Source organism: Ferdinandcohnia salidurans (assembly GCF_042680725.1).
Lineage (GTDB): Bacteria > Bacillota > Bacilli > Bacillales > Bacillaceae_L > Ferdinandcohnia > Ferdinandcohnia salidurans.
The window spans coordinates 92,828-107,435 of the sequence record NZ_JBHUEK010000004.1; the positions used below are offsets into that span (position 1 = coordinate 92,828).

At 38.5% G+C, this 14,608-nt stretch carries 15 protein-coding genes; 8 read left to right on the forward strand and 7 right to left on the reverse strand.

Annotated features, from left to right (window positions below; all coding sequences use genetic code 11):
* Positions 1-51: 51 nt before the first annotated feature.
* Together ACFSFW_RS00820 and ACFSFW_RS00825 are read right to left on the reverse strand one after the other, a co-directional pair.
* Positions 52-969, reverse strand: a complete 918-nt coding sequence (locus ACFSFW_RS00820; protein ID WP_388034499.1) for an iron-hydroxamate ABC transporter substrate-binding protein — start codon at positions 967-969, stop codon at positions 52-54.
* Positions 923-1,765 (reverse strand): ABC transporter ATP-binding protein, encoded by an 843-nt coding sequence (locus tag ACFSFW_RS00825; RefSeq protein ID WP_388034501.1) that lies wholly within the window; start codon positions 1,763-1,765, stop codon positions 923-925. Before ACFSFW_RS00825 ends, ACFSFW_RS00820 begins: the two co-directional genes overlap by 47 nt.
* Positions 1,766-1,927: 162 nt before the next feature.
* Between ACFSFW_RS00825 and ACFSFW_RS00830 the strand changes: the two genes are divergently transcribed.
* Together ACFSFW_RS00830 and ACFSFW_RS00835 are read left to right on the forward strand one after the other, a co-directional pair.
* The gene (locus tag ACFSFW_RS00830; protein ID WP_388034503.1) at positions 1,928-2,977 is read left to right on the forward strand and encodes an NAD(P)/FAD-dependent oxidoreductase; all 1,050 of its coding nucleotides are present in this window, start codon (positions 1,928-1,930) and stop codon (positions 2,975-2,977) included.
* A 95-nt stretch (positions 2,978-3,072) separates the two neighbouring features.
* The gene (locus ACFSFW_RS00835; protein WP_388034505.1) at positions 3,073-3,621 is read left to right on the forward strand and encodes a GNAT family N-acetyltransferase; all 549 of its coding nucleotides are present in this window, start codon (positions 3,073-3,075) and stop codon (positions 3,619-3,621) included.
* Between the two features lie 23 nt (positions 3,622-3,644).
* Here the strand turns inward: ACFSFW_RS00835 and ACFSFW_RS00840 are convergent, their stop codons facing one another.
* Positions 3,645-5,438: a dihydroorotate dehydrogenase gene (locus tag ACFSFW_RS00840; RefSeq protein WP_388034507.1), complete on the reverse strand. Its 1,794-nt coding sequence runs from the start codon at positions 5,436-5,438 to the stop codon at positions 3,645-3,647.
* Positions 5,439-5,537: 99 nt separating this feature from the next.
* Positions 5,538-5,741, reverse strand: a complete 204-nt coding sequence (locus ACFSFW_RS00845; RefSeq protein ID WP_099360616.1) for a CDGSH iron-sulfur domain-containing protein — start codon at positions 5,739-5,741, stop codon at positions 5,538-5,540.
* A 160-nt stretch (positions 5,742-5,901) separates the two neighbouring features.
* On the opposite strand from ACFSFW_RS00845, the gene ACFSFW_RS00850 reads away from it, so the two are divergent.
* Together ACFSFW_RS00850 and ACFSFW_RS00855 are read left to right on the forward strand one after the other, a co-directional pair.
* Positions 5,902-6,246, forward strand: a complete 345-nt coding sequence (locus tag ACFSFW_RS00850) for an iron-sulfur cluster biosynthesis family protein (protein ID WP_099351786.1) — start codon at positions 5,902-5,904, stop codon at positions 6,244-6,246.
* Entirely contained in the window at positions 6,230-6,472 is a 243-nt protein-coding gene (locus ACFSFW_RS00855) for a DUF2552 family protein (RefSeq protein ID WP_099351785.1), read from the forward strand. The genes ACFSFW_RS00850 and ACFSFW_RS00855 overlap by 17 nt, the downstream gene beginning before the upstream one ends.
* Positions 6,473-6,486: 14 nt before the next feature.
* On the opposite strand, the gene ACFSFW_RS00860 is transcribed toward ACFSFW_RS00855, so the two are convergent.
* Positions 6,487-7,395: an alpha/beta hydrolase gene (locus ACFSFW_RS00860; RefSeq protein ID WP_388034864.1), complete on the reverse strand. Its 909-nt coding sequence runs from the start codon at positions 7,393-7,395 to the stop codon at positions 6,487-6,489.
* Positions 7,396-7,609: 214 nt separating this feature from the next.
* Here ACFSFW_RS00860 and ACFSFW_RS00865 point away from each other — a divergent pair, with 214 nt between their 5' ends.
* Complete coding sequence (locus tag ACFSFW_RS00865) at positions 7,610-10,669, forward strand: efflux RND transporter permease subunit (RefSeq protein WP_388034510.1); 3,060 nt, start codon at positions 7,610-7,612, stop codon at positions 10,667-10,669.
* A gap of 45 nt (positions 10,670-10,714) precedes the next feature.
* Here the strand turns inward: ACFSFW_RS00865 and ACFSFW_RS00870 are convergent, their stop codons facing one another.
* Both ACFSFW_RS00870 and ACFSFW_RS00875 read right to left on the reverse strand, forming a co-directional pair.
* Positions 10,715-10,843, reverse strand: a complete 129-nt coding sequence (locus ACFSFW_RS00870; RefSeq protein WP_257215705.1) for a hypothetical protein — start codon at positions 10,841-10,843, stop codon at positions 10,715-10,717.
* A gap of 56 nt (positions 10,844-10,899) precedes the next feature.
* Positions 10,900-11,799, reverse strand: a complete 900-nt coding sequence (locus ACFSFW_RS00875; protein ID WP_388034512.1) for a hydroxymethylglutaryl-CoA lyase — start codon at positions 11,797-11,799, stop codon at positions 10,900-10,902.
* 175 nt (positions 11,800-11,974) lie between these two features.
* On the opposite strand from ACFSFW_RS00875, the gene ACFSFW_RS00880 reads away from it, so the two are divergent.
* From ACFSFW_RS00880 to ACFSFW_RS00890, 3 genes are read left to right on the forward strand one after another with little or no spacing between them, the layout of a single operon-like run.
* Complete coding sequence (locus tag ACFSFW_RS00880) at positions 11,975-13,162, forward strand: acetyl-CoA C-acetyltransferase (protein ID WP_388034514.1); 1,188 nt, start codon at positions 11,975-11,977, stop codon at positions 13,160-13,162.
* 12 nt (positions 13,163-13,174) lie between these two features.
* A complete protein-coding gene (locus ACFSFW_RS00885; RefSeq protein WP_388034516.1) occupies positions 13,175-13,864 on the forward strand; it encodes a CoA transferase subunit A in 690 nt (229 codons plus the stop codon).
* A gap of 14 nt (positions 13,865-13,878) precedes the next feature.
* Entirely contained in the window at positions 13,879-14,535 is a 657-nt protein-coding gene (locus ACFSFW_RS00890; RefSeq protein ID WP_388034518.1) for a 3-oxoacid CoA-transferase subunit B, read from the forward strand.
* Positions 14,536-14,608 lie beyond the last annotated feature (73 nt).

Sequence of the window (14,608 nt, forward strand, 5' to 3'; positions counted from 1 at the left end):
TTCAGAATAAAAGAAGAGGAATTCTCGTTAGAAGAACTCCCCCATATATACTTAGTTGCCAAGAAATGATTCAATGAAAAATTCTAGTTGATATTCAAGTGTAATTGGGTCGTTAAAGTAAAATTCCTTTGCATTTGCAACATAAGCTTGGTTGTTTTTAACAGCAGGAATATTTTTATATGTTTCTGAATCCATAAAGGAAGTTTCTGTATCTTCTGCTTTACTCACAATTAGATAATCTCCTACAAACTCTGGAAGTACCTCTAAAGATAACGAATAGTAACCTGCTTCTAGTGCCATTTCTTTTACCTTTTCTGGCATGTTCAATTTCATTTCTTGATATAAAATCTCTGTACCGCGTGCCCAGTTGTCACCAAAAACATAAAGTTCCTTATCGAAGTTTTCAATGACTGTAACTGTTGCATCTTCACCAATTTTAGCCTTTATTTTTTCTCCGGCCTCATGGGCACGCTTTTTAAAGTCATCAATCCACTTTTGTGCTTCAGCTTCTTTGTTTACTAACTTACCGATTTCTAACTGTTGAGACAAGTAATCCAATTTTCCATAAGTAAACGTTACGACAGGTGCAATTTTTTTTAATTTATCCACGTTTTTCATTGTAGAGAGACCGATGATTAGGTCCGGCTCTAGTTCAATGATTTTCTCGAGGTTTTCATCTGTTACTTCCTCGACACCGTCTAATTTATATCGAGGATTTCCTTTAGACCAAGAATCGACACCTACGACTGGTACATCCAAGGCCAGAACATTTCCTGCAAAAGTGGAAAGCACAACCACACGTTGTGGGTTTGCGGGCACTTCAACAGGTCCATTCTCAGATTGATATGTAATTGTATCAGAAGAACTTTCTTCGTTTGAGGTACCGGTTGATTCACTGGTACTGCCACCACAAGCAGCTAGACTAAATAGTAACAAGATTAGTAGAAAGGGGATTAATAGTTTCTTCATTTGATTTTTCTCCTTTTAATAGATGATAAGTTAGACACATAGGTTTATTTGTTCGTGGATCTTTCCCAATGAGAGCATCAATATGAAACACTTCTCTTAGGACTTCGTTCGTAATCACATCTTCAGAAGTACCAGCCTTTACGATTTGACCATGTTTTAGGGCAATTATGTAATCAGCAAAACGTGCGGCATGATTTAAATCATGTAGAACCATTACGATCGTCCGCTTCTGTTCTTGGTTAAGCTTATGTAGGAGCTCTAATATCTCAAGTTGATGCGCCATATCAAGGTAAGTTGTAGGTTCATCTAGAAAAATCATCTCCGTCTCTTGAGCCAACGCCATGGCAATCCATACACGTTGGCGTTGTCCGCCAGAAAGTGCATCGACAGGGTGATATTTAAAAAAGGATGTCCCCGTAACGTCGAGCGCCCAGTTTATTACTTCAATGTCCTTATTTGTTAGGCGGCCAAATCCTTTTTGATAGGGAAAACGTCCGTAAGAAACGATTTCACCTACTGTCAAGCCACTAGCGCTTTCAGGACTTTGAGGGAGTATAGCTAGCTTTTTTGCAAGTTTTTTCGTATTTTCCCTTGAGATACTTTCTCCATCCAAAATAATCGAACCAGATTGATGTGGGATTACACGTGACATCGCTTTTAACAGAGTAGATTTTCCGCAGCCATTTGAACCAATAATCGTTGTAATCTTTTGATCAGGAATTTCAATACTTAAGTCCTTAACGATTAACCGGTCGCCATAGCCAATATGTAGATCCTTTGTAAAAAGCCGAACCATGATATTCCTCCAGTTGTAAAATTTGAAAACTGATATTGATAATCATTATCATTTCCAGCTATAATGATACTATAATTCTATTGATAATCATTGTCAACTAGGTTTTTCACAATAAAAAATTTGTTATGAATTTTATAGAAATATATACGAGGAGTGTTTTGAATGCGGAAACAAGATTGCTATGATGTGACAATCATTGGCGGGGGACCAGCGGGTCTTTACTCTGCTTTTTATAGTGGATTACGGCAAATGAAAACAAAAATAATCGATTTTCAACCCTATTTAGGCGGGAAAATACATATTTATCCTGAGAAAATGATTTGGGATATAGGGGGACTAACTCCTCTTCCTGGAGCAAAGTTAATTGAGCAGTTAGTGGAGCAAGGTCTAACATTCAATCCGACCGTTGTGCTAAATGAACGAATCACTTCAATCACCAAGAATGAAGCTGGATTGTTTGTAATGAAGTCGGCTTCTGGTAATGAACATTATTCGAAAACAGTGATAGTTGCCGTAGGGAGTGGAATCTTAAAACATCAAAAGATAGATATTCAAGGTGCGGAGCGGTTTGAGGTCTCAAATCTTCATTACACAGTCAAATCTCTTCAGCATTTTAAAGATAAGATTGTGATTATATCAGGTGGTGGGAATACGGCAATTGATTGGGCAAACGAGTTGGAGCCAATTGCGAAGAAAGTATATGTGATTCATCGCAAATCGAAGTTTTCTGGCCATGAAGCCCAAATTACAAATCTAGAGAATAGTACAGTCGAATGCTATCTCAATACCACTATTACAAAGCTCATTGCGACTGATAACCGTGATGAAATTAGGAGAGTAGAATTAACAAACAACGAAACAGGTGAAACCGATTATTTATTAGTTGATGATGTGGTGATAAACCATGGTTTTGAACAAGACACATCATTATTGCAAAACAGTGAACTTGAAATTGAAATGCTAGAAAATTTTTATATAGCCGGAAACGCTCAATGTGAAACATCTATAGAGGGACTATATGCAGCAGGGGATATCATTAAGTATGATGGTAAAGTAAACTTGATTGCAGGTGCCTTTCAAGATGCAGCAAATGCTGTAAACAAAGCGAAAAAATTTATTGAACCGAGTGCGAATGAAGCGGCAATGGTTTCGTCCCATAATGAAGTGTTTAATCAGAAGAATCGGGAATTAATAAGTGAGATGTTGAAATAGGGTTTTTTACATATGTTTGTCTCTTGATTATTGAAGGAAATTAATGAGTAGAGGTAGAAGAATAATAGGATACAAGAATGGGGGGAAGCGGAACTATGTTTGTTTACCAAATTGACGAGGAACTATCCTTAAAATTAACAGAATTAAGTGATGCCGAGCGAATTTTTGAATTAACAGGTCAGTCAAGAGCATACCTACGAGAATGGCTACCATGGCTCGATATGACAACGAAGGTAGAGGACACAAAAGCATATGTCGAATCATGCAGGAAAAGCTATGCAGAAAATAAAGGGCTGCATACCGTTATCGTCTATAAAAATGAAATCGTTGGGGTAGCGAGCTTCAACGAAATCGACTGGACCAATAAAATAGCCTTTATCGGCTACTGGCTTGGTCAACAATACCAAGGAAAAGGAATAATGACAAGGGTAGCAAAAGCATTGACAGAATATGCTCTTGACCACTTAAAACTAAATCGAGTTGAAATCCGTGCAGCGGTCGAAAATCATAAAAGTAGGTCGATTCCGGAAAGACTGGGCTTCGTGAATGAAGGCAAAATAAGGCAAAGTGAGTGGCTATATGATCACTATGTAGACCATGTTGTATATGGCATGATTGCAAAGGACTGGAATCCAGAAAAATAGGAAAGGAGCCCCTGAGGCTCCTTTTACATATCCTTCCCTATATGAAAAAATCGGTACGTCATTATAAGTCCAATGAAAAACAAACAAATAGCAAAATAAGCGGGAAGCAGATGAACAAACGTTGTATATCCAATCGCAAAATGAATCCAAATCCCAGCGAAAAAGGCTGGAAGTCCGCCAATGAGTAAGGTCCACCAAACCCATTTATTCCCTTGCTGAAATCCCCAAAGGGAAATCGTCAGGACTAATAATCCAACACTGAGTAGTGCACTTCCAAACCCCGCACGATCATGGGCAATCACTGATATCAATTTATCATTAAACAAATCAAGCACTTCGGGTGGCATACAAAGATATAAAATGTCGGTTGCTACAAACACCTTCGTTATTCCAATAATAGAAATCACGATACCGCCTAACACGAATGAAAAACCAAGAATGACAAAAGCCAATTGCCCGATTATACTATGTTTCCAAACGCGGTGATTACGGGTATTAAGCGAAGTTGGGGTCCCTTTAAGGGATCTTGTTTTCATAAAGCCTATTAGATAAATAGGCAGTAAAATAAGCCAAAATATCAAATGTAACCAATCAAAATAGCCGTAGCCGATAAAAAGGAAAATGCCTAAAAATCCAAGAATGGCTGCTAAATCAATGGCCTGTTTCGCCCATAGAATTTGGTTGCGTACTCCAAATCGTGCCAATGCCATATAGACGATACCACCGGAAATCATCGTCCCAGCGAGTGTCATCCGGTCGTGTGCCATAAAATAAAGAATCCGATCATTAAACAAGAGGATTTCTTCTCTTTGTATCCCAAGAAACAGTTCATCATAAGGGAGAATAATGGTTGTCAGACTGAAAAGCACAGCAATTATTCCACCAATAAGAATGGACAACCCAAAAAGCCAATACCAAATCCATCCGGGTTGAACCGAAGGCTTAGGCTGAAGTTTGTGTGTAAGAGCTTCATTAATTCGTTTTGTTAGGCCAGGTCCAGAGAAGACATAGCCTTCTGAAAGCAAAACAAGATCGGCCCCCGCCTCGAAAAGTGCAAGTGCATCTGCAGGTTCATGGATGCCACCAACTGCAATGATAGGTAGGGAGAAACCTTGTTGACTTAAATAATCGATGGAATCTAGTAATTCACTCCTATATTTCTCATTCGGTAGATTCGGTGGTTCATCTACTACTATTCCAGAAAAACAGGTCTGAACACGATTGAGATCCAAGTTTCTAATCTTATCTGCTGGTATCGACAGATAAACAGGGCGATTTGTTGAACAACGAAGTTCCGTTGAAGAAGTGACAAACGCAGCAACATAGGGCTCTAATCTCGTTATTAAAGAGTGTACTTCTTCAACCGTTCCATCCAATCTAGCCAAAACGGGTTGTGTTGGTTTCCACTTTTCAAGCTTTTGAACTGTTTTTTCAATTCCGATAGATTCATAATTTACAGGAAAATCAATTTGCTGCTTTTGCCAATCAACAATTGGTAGAGTAGGGTCAGTTGTGGGTTCTTTCGTCACAGGCCCAATTTCAATCAGACCAAACCCAAGAATTGAAAAGGCCCTAGAACCAGTTAACAATGGATCGACTTTTCCAGAAAGGCCAATTGGATTTGCATAACTCACACCTTGGATTTCTTTTTTTACAAGTTCAGAAGATTCCTCTCTACCTAGAAAATGAATCAACCGATGTCCTCCTGGGATGGAGGCAACCAGATTCATACCTCTGTGGATAAATTCCCGAGATTGATAGGGAGAAATTCGAGATAAAATAGGTTTAAATAGTATATGATACGACCAATCAGGCATGTTTCGTCCTCCATGATAGGCTTTTACCCGTATTGTATCATAAATTAGAAATCTAATAACGAAAAAACCGAACGCGTAGTGCACTCGGTCTAATAAGGATTATTCTTTTGGAGCTCGTACGACAGATTCGAAATTTCCCTTATGTGAACCGTCGCAAAAAGGTTTATTTTTAGACAAACCGCATCTGCATAATGAGAAGGTTTGTTTTGTTGGGAACTTATTCCCTTCCTTATCCACTAAATCAACGTCACCTGTGATCCTTAATGAACCATTATCATTTACCTTAATCGTAACCTTTGACATCTCTTGAATACCTCCTTAATCTAATTGTATTACTATTGATAGTAGTTCAACATTTACCAAAACTCAAATAGTTGGTGAAGTGTCGAGTTATTGTAATGATATGTAGTTGGAAACAAGATATGTTAGAATAGTCATAAAATGAAAGAAAGAGGAGAACGAAATGAATGTAACTTTTTCAGAACGTGCGATTGAAAAACTAAATTCCCAAATAAAAAATAAAGATAACAAGTTAAAATTAAAATATGAAACTGAGGGCTGTGGTTGTGTGATGAGCGGAGTTACCGCATTATGGCTTGTAGACTCTGGGGATGAAGACGATCTAATCCTTGAAACGAATTATCAACCATTATTAGTCGAAAAATCTAAAATGGTGTTCCTAGATGAGAATATGACTGTTGATTTTATTGAAACAGCAAATTGTTTTATGTTAAAAAGTCCAAACGAGATTCTGAATCCGCGTTTACGGTTAGTAGAAATGAGTGGTGTACATGAGTTCCAAGCTTAAAACGATACGAAATATTGCAGAAGATAAAACATGGGTCTCTTTTTTACATGATAATCACCCGTATAGTCTCTTGCACTGGTCAATTGCAGGAGTGAATCATGATCAAAAGGATGTTTGGTTGCTTCAGGATGAAGTTACCTTTGAGGTTCAGGAATTTGAAACGATTGAACTCGCATTAACTTGGATTGATGAGAACCTGAAAGATATAACAGATATATTAGGTTAGGGGACTGAAAAAAATCAGTCCCTTACATAGTTGGCAAAAAAATCATCAATTACTTTTTCATAGGCTTCTTTGTTATCAGCAAAGGAGTATGCATGCTTTCCTTTTTCGGCAATTAACATTTGCTTGGGTCCTACTTTCATTTTATAAAGCTCCATTGTCATTTCAGGCAAAATATAATCATCCTTAGCACTGTGGATAAACAATACCGGATTTTTAATATTTTGAATCACGGAAACGGGGGAAACATCCTTGATGCTATATCCGTCCCGAAGCTTTAAAAATATATTGGCAAAAGGAAGAACAAGTGGAGCCGGAATTTTATAATCAACCTTTAAAAGATACTTCAATTGTGCTTCAAAATCGGAAAACGGGCAGTCCACAATATAGAAATCAGCACCATCCTCAATCATCCCAGCATACAGTAGAGTCGTAACAGCCCCCATAGATTCCCCATGAATACCAATGGTACTATTTTCCCCATACTTTTCCTTAACCCAAGCAACAACCGATTCTAGATCGTATTTTTCATAGTGTCCATAGCTCGTTGTTTTTCCACCAGTTTCTCCATGGCGTCGATGATCGTATAAAAGGACATTCCAATCACGCTCCAAGAAAAGCTTCATGTATTTAATTGAATTTAGTTTGTTTTGAGTCACACCGTGAGAGATAATAATAAATCTTTTTTTATCCGTACCTTTAACAAGCCAGCCTTTAATCGGGTATCCGAATTTCGATTGGATGGAGATGTCCTCCTTTTGAAGAGAATGGACCTCATCCAAGGTTAAACGACCTTCCCTCGTTTCACGTTCAAGAATTTCATCATCGGTTTTCTTCTTCATGAACATTACAATGTTAGTAAAAATCATTCCAATTGTGGCCATATAGCCGATGAGAATACCAAGTAAAATGAATATCTTCTTCATTCTTTTCATGAAAAACGCTCCTTCTAAAAGTCCGATTAAAAATGTAAGCCTTCTTAATTATATCCTTTTTCTAATGATTCTCCATAATTTTCCTAAGTCTTAAGTCTTACATCAAGATAAATCTCCGGATCATTATGCCATTTTCCTTATGACGATATGATTAATTTATACAAAAGTACTAAATTTTACCTATTAAGGAAAGAGGAGATGGATTGTGAAGCTATTGAAATTTATTGTACAACGAAAAATTCTGATTACGCTAATGATTTTTTTAGTAACTGTAGTGGGCAGCTATTCATTATTAAAAGTAGACAAAGAGCTAATGCCACCCGTGAAGCTAGATGGAGCCTTTGTTGAGATTTACGCAGGTGAAATGGCAGCAATTGAAGTGGAAAGAACCATAACAACCCCCATTGAACAAAGGATCTTAGCAATAGAAGGAGTTGAGGGTGTTCAGTCAACGACAAATATCGGTAGGACTACTCTCAATCTAAGCTTTGAAGCTGGGCGTGGCGAAGAGATTTATAAAGAGGTAGAATCAGCCATTGCATCTGCTAAGTCAGAGTATCCTGGTATTACCGATGTTACATCGGGTCAATATGGCGGAAGTCAAAGCTATGAATTTTTTATGGATGTTTCTGGTGGAAACATGGAGGAAATGTCTGCATTTGCAAAGGACATTTTAGAACCAAGATTAGAAGCCTTGCCTGAGGTGAGAGACGTTTTACTTACGGGGATAGAGGAGCAAGAGGTCGCAATTAAAATGGACCGTGAAAAATTACAAGAGCATCAGATTGATGTAAACCAGGTAATCGCGGCAGTTCAACATTCCAACAGTGAAGCAACTTTAGGAGAATTACAAAATGACAAGGATTCACCTTCCTTAAGATGGAGTTCTGAGGTGGAAAATGTGAGGGATATTGAAAATATTTCGATCCCAACGCAAAATGGTTATATTCATCTAAAGGATGTTGCAAACATAACCATTCAGTCGCTCGATAATAACTCGTATGTATGGAAAAATGGTTCTCAAGATTTCCTTTTTGTACAAATAGGACGCGTTTCCAATGTCACACAAATCGAGATGGCCAATGCAATACGTGCAGAAGTAAAGAAAATTCAAAACGAAAATCTTGTGAAGAATTTTGAATTAAACGAAGTTGTGGCCCAAGCAGATTATGTCAGTGATTCAATAGATGGAGTAAAGGATAATATATTGATTGGTGGAGTCATTGCCATTGTCATTTTATTACTATTCCTACGTAATATTAGGGCAACCCTAATAATCGGTTTATCGATTCCTTCTTCTGTTCTTTTAACCTTTACAGCGATGTGGTTGTTTGATTATAGCTTTAATATGCTAACACTACTTGGACTTGGACTAGGAATAGGGATGATGGTGGATTCCTCTATTGTAATCCTAGAAGCTATTTATAAGAAGAAGGAACTTGGCTTGGGTAGGTTCGAAGCGGTTATTGAGGGGACAAGGGAGGTAGCCTCGGCGGTTATTGCATCTATGCTGACAACTATCGTTGTTTTCCTGCCAATTGGTTTAATCGGTGGGGAGATGGGGGAGTTTGTCATTATGCTGTCAGCTGTAGTGGCAATAACCTTAATAAGTTCTGTGGTGATATCTTTTACATTGATTCCGTCTCTATCAGAAACATTTTTAAAGCTTAGAAGACCATCTAAATTGAAAAAAGACTCCATTATGATGAAGGGCTACCGTAACGTTGTGTCTTGGGTGATTAGAAAGAAAAGAAATAGCTTTGCGGTAATCACACTGTTTCTCTTGATGCTTATCGGTTCCCTATTTCTTGTAACGAAAATCCCGATGACAATCATGCCTGATATGTTAAATCGTTATTCAGAGCTTGCTGTAGACTTAGAACCAGGTTTATCTTTGGAGGAAAAACAAAGTGTAGTTAATGAAATAAATCAGAGACTACAGGAAGTGGAAGATGTAGAAACGAATTATGTAATGGATAATGGAACCATGCTATACACCATTATTAATATGACAAAGGGCAATCAAATAACGGTTGAGCAAAAGGAAGTAAATGAAAATATGCTTGAGGCGTTACGAGATATGCAGGAAGATCATCCAATTTCGGGTGTTCAAAGTGCAATGGTAGGCGGTGGAGGGTTTCCTGTCCAAATAAATATTAAAGGTGATAGTTTTGAGCAACTTCAAACCATTTCAAACAATTTCACTGATGAGCTTCAGAAAGTAGATGGGGTTTCGGCAATTACAAATTCAATTGAAAGAACCTCTGAAGAGCAAGTTATCGTTTTAAAAGAAAAAGAAATTGAGAAGGCAGGTTTATTTCCTTCACAAATCAAACAATTTATTGAAGAATCCTTTATTCAAATGCCGGTTGGCACTTTGCAAAACCAGGATGAAACAATGCCTTTATCTCTTAGTTGGGCAAAAACACCTGCTACAAAAGCGGATTTATTGGATATGAAGATGTCTATTAATGGTGGGGAAGAACCACTTTCCTCATATATTGAACTTAGAAGTGTTCATACACCAAATGAGATTATTCATTCAGATGGGGAAAGACTTGTTACGATATCAGCAGATATTAAGAACCGTGATCTCGGTGCTGTAAATCGAGACATTCAAAAAATAATTGAAAGTTTCGAAACGCCTACTGGGTATACACTTACCGCTGGTGGTGATTTAGAGCAACAACAAGAATTAATGACCGATATGATTTTTGTATTTGCGATTTCCATTTTTCTCGTATATTTGGTCATGGCTGTTCAATTTAACCACTTTGGGCATCCATTGCTTGTCATGTCGGTTATTCCGATTACAATCATTGGTGTGATTTTAGGATTGTTTATAACACAAATGGAATTAAACCTTATCTCGGGAATGGGAATTATAATGCTAATTGGTATTGTTTTGAATAATGCCATATTGCTCATCGACAGAACAAACCAACTGCGGAAGGAAGGCAATTCGATTCAAGAAGCACTGATAGGAGCCGGCAATGATCGGATTCGACCGATTTTTATGACGACCTTGACAACAGTTGGTGGTATGCTGCCACTTGCCCTTGAATCCGGAGCTTCTGGGAATTATCAGGCTCCAATGGCAACTGTCATAATCTCTGGGCTTTCATTTGCAACTTTAATTACATTGTTTTTAATTCCTGCTGTTTACCGATTGTTTTCATTTTCAAAATCAACTGAAACTCGTAAAGAAAGAAGTGAAGCACGATCGAAAGCTAAGGTAAAGGCAGAAATAGTACCTAAAATCTAAAAAAAACCCCTGGTCAGTTCATGTAAACGAGACCAGGGGATTTTGCTATTGCTCCGAATTTTGACGGTTTGTAGGGTGAATGGCTTTTTCCATTTCCTCAGCAGCCATTGTATTGTTTGTCGTATCAGCATTCGGTTTTCCTTTTTGAGAACGACCTTTGTCTCGTTTTGCCAATCCTAAACACTCCATTCCTGAAAATTCATGGATAGGTTGTGGAGTTTTCAAATAAATTATTCCTGGTTAGCAGATTGTAACCTGTAATATTTACTTTCAATAGGTCGGGTAAGATAGGGTTTAATGACACCAACAGCCTTTACAAGTTTTGAAAGTTCAATGCCAGTTTGTATCCCCATCTCTTCAAGCATATACACAACATCTTCAGTAGCAACATTGCCAGTCGCCCCGGGTGCAAACGGGCATCCACCTAATCCACCTGCTGATGTGTCAAACCGATTCACTCCGGCTTGGAGAGCAGCTAACACATTTGCAAGTGCCATCCCGCGGGTATCATGGAAATGAGCAGTTAAAAGTGTATTTGATAGCTCTTTTTTTAGCTTTGAAAAAAGAGAAAAAACATCTTTTGGAGTTGCTTTTCCTATCGTGTCAGCAACACTTAATTCATCAACCCCATATTGAACAAAGGTAGAGCATAGCTTTAAAACGGCTTCTTCATCCACCTTTCCTTCATACGGACAATAAAAGGCGGTCGATATACAGGCACGAACAAAATAACCCTTTGATTTTAATTCCTGAATTAGAGGTTTTAGTTCCTCCATACTCTCAGATGTTGTTTTATTGATATTTTTCTTATTGAAGCTTTCGCTAACACCAACAAAAACAGCTACTGCTTTACACTTTGTATCGTATAGTCTTTCAATACCTTTGCGATTTGGCGCGAGCACAATATTTCGAGTACTGTCTAAGCATGATGTAATAATTTCTTTTGCATCCTTCATTTGTGGAACCCATTTTGGTGAGACAAATGAGGTAAGCTCCATTTCTTGCAGGCCAGCAAGTTTTAGTTTATGAATAAAATCAATTTTTACTTCGGTTGGTATTAAGCTTTTTTCGTTTTGCAGCCCATCTCTTGGTCCTACTTCAATAATCGTGACTTGCTCAGGTAATTGCATCTACAACCCTCCAGCAAAATGCCTTGTTATTACTTTTACTCTTATTCTATTAGAGGCATTTCGTGAAAAGCAAGAATTATAGGAAATTAGACAAAATAAGAGGTATTTCGAAAAAAATCAAGAAATATATATGGTAATGAATACATAATACGTAATAGTAAAGGGAGATGTTGAAATGAATAATGAAGTTGTGATTGTAAGCGCTGTCAGAACGGCGATTGGTAGTTTTGGAGGGAGTTTGCAATCTGTTTCAGCCCCAGACCTAGGTGCTGTCGTGATTAAAGGAGCATTGGAAAAGGTAGGTGTGGATTCAAAGCTTGTAGATGAAGTCATTATGGGGAATGTTCTGCAGGCTGGAGTAGGACAAAATCCAGCAAGGCAGGCTGCTATAAAAGCTGGATTACTACAGGAAACACCTGCCATGACAATTAACAAGGTTTGTGGTTCGGGATTAAAAGCTGTGCACTTAGCGACACAGGCGATCATAGCGGGTGATGCGGATGTGATTGTGGCTGGTGGAATGGAGAATATGAGTCAGGCTCCTTATCTTTTAAAGGGAGCACGAAATGGATTTAAAATGGGCGACCAAAAAATGATTGATAGCATGGTTTCTGATGGGTTATGGTGCGCGTTTAATGATTATCATATGGGAATTACGGCAGAAAATTTATGCGATAAATATGAGATTACAAGAGAAGAACAGGATCGTTTCTCAGCAAGGAGCCAGGAAAGAGCAGTTGCGGCAATTGAGGCAGGGAAATTTAAAGACGAAATTGTGCCTTTAGAAATTCCACAACGTAAAAAAGAAAGCATTGTCTTTGATACAGATGAATACCCTAAAGCAGGTACTACTGTTGAAAAATTAGGGAACTTACGTCCAGCATTCAAAAAGGACGGTTCTGTAACAGCTGGGAATGCATCAGGAATAAACGACGGAGCGGCCGCATTCGTTATCATGAGTAAGAAGAAAGCGATGGAGCTTGGCATTAAAGGATTAGTCACCATTAAAGCAAACGGAAATGCTGGTGTTGACCCAAGTATAATGGGGATCGGTCCAGTTGCTGCGGTGAAAAAGGCGATGGCAAAAGCTAGATTAAGTGTTAGTGATATGAATTTAATTGAGGCAAATGAAGCGTTTGCTGCTCAGTCAATTGCAGTTGACCGCGAACTTCATTTTAACCATGATATTTTAAATGTAAATGGGGGAGCGATTGCTCTTGGGCATCCAATCGGTGCTAGTGGTGCGAGAATTCTTGTCACTCTAATTCATGAACTAAAGCGTCGTAATGAGCGCTACGGATTAGCGACCCTATGTATTGGCGGCGGTCAAGGTGTTGCAACAATTGTTGAAAATATCGAATAGTGGGGTGTACAAATGAAACCAATATATTCCTCGTTTCAGGAAGCTGTAGAGCAAATCAAGGACGGTTCCACGATTATGGTTGGCGGATTTGGCTTATGTGGGATCCCAGAAAATTTAATTTTAGCATTGGCCGAGTCAGGGGTTAAGGACTTAACTGTAATTTCAAATAACTGCGGCGTTGATGATTGGGGTCTTGGTCTGCTTTTACAAAACAAACAGATTTCAAAAATGATAGGTTCATATGTTGGTGAAAACAAAGAATTCGAACGACAGGCATTATCGGGAGAACTTGCGGTTGAACTTGTCCCACAGGGAACACTGGCTGAAAAGATACGAGCTGGTGGAGCGGGGATTCCTGCATTTTATACACCTGCAGGAGTAGGAACACCTATTGCTGATGGAAAGGAAACCCGAGTATTTAATGGAAAAGAATATGTATTAGAAGAGGCATTCATAGCTGACTTCAGCCTGGTCCGTGCAGAAAAGGCAGATAAAATGGGGAATTTGATTTATAACAAGACAGCTCGAAATTTTAACCCAATGATGGCTGCTGCAGGTAAGGTTACAATCGCTGAGGTTGAAGAGCTCTATGAGATTGGTGAGCTTGACCCAAATAGAATTCATACACCAAGTATCTATGTCCAGGGAATTATTGTTGGTGAACAAAAGAAGCGAATTGAACGATTGACATTATCTAAATAAGGGGGGAGAAGGCGATGACAAATACTCGAGAAAAGATTGCGAAGAGGGCTGAAAAGGAAATTGAAAATGGCTTTTATGTAAATCTTGGAATCGGCATGCCAACTCTTGTTGCAAACTATATTTCTTCAAATAAACAGGTCGTTCTCCAATCAGAGAATGGGTTACTCGGAATTGGTCCATATCCAACCGAAGAAAATGTAGACCCTGATTTAATTAATGCCGGAAAAGAAACCGTCACCGCTATTCCTGGTGCAGCTTACTTTGACAGTGCAGAATCATTTGCGATGATTCGCGGGGGGCATATTAATATTGCCATTCTCGGCGGAATGGAGGTTTCAGAGACAGGGGACCTCGCAAATTGGATGATTCCGGGAAAAATGATTAAGGGAATGGGCGGAGCAATGGATCTCGTTCATGGGGCTCAGAAAATCATTGGTATCATGGACCATGTGAATAAAAAAGGTGAAGCGAAAATCCTTAAAACATGTACACTTCCTTTAACTGGTAAAGGAGTTGTAAATCGGATTATTACAGATCGTGCCGTACTCGATGTAACTGAAAATGGTTTAAAATTAGTAGAGGTAGCTAAAGGATTTTCTGTTGAAGATATAAAGTCTTCTACAGAGCCTGATCTTCTTGTTAGTGATAATGTTATCCTAAACGCGTACTAATGTAGACATATTGGCGAATAACCACCGAGCGGTTATTCGCCTTTTTATGGTATAATAATTGAGAAATGGTTGA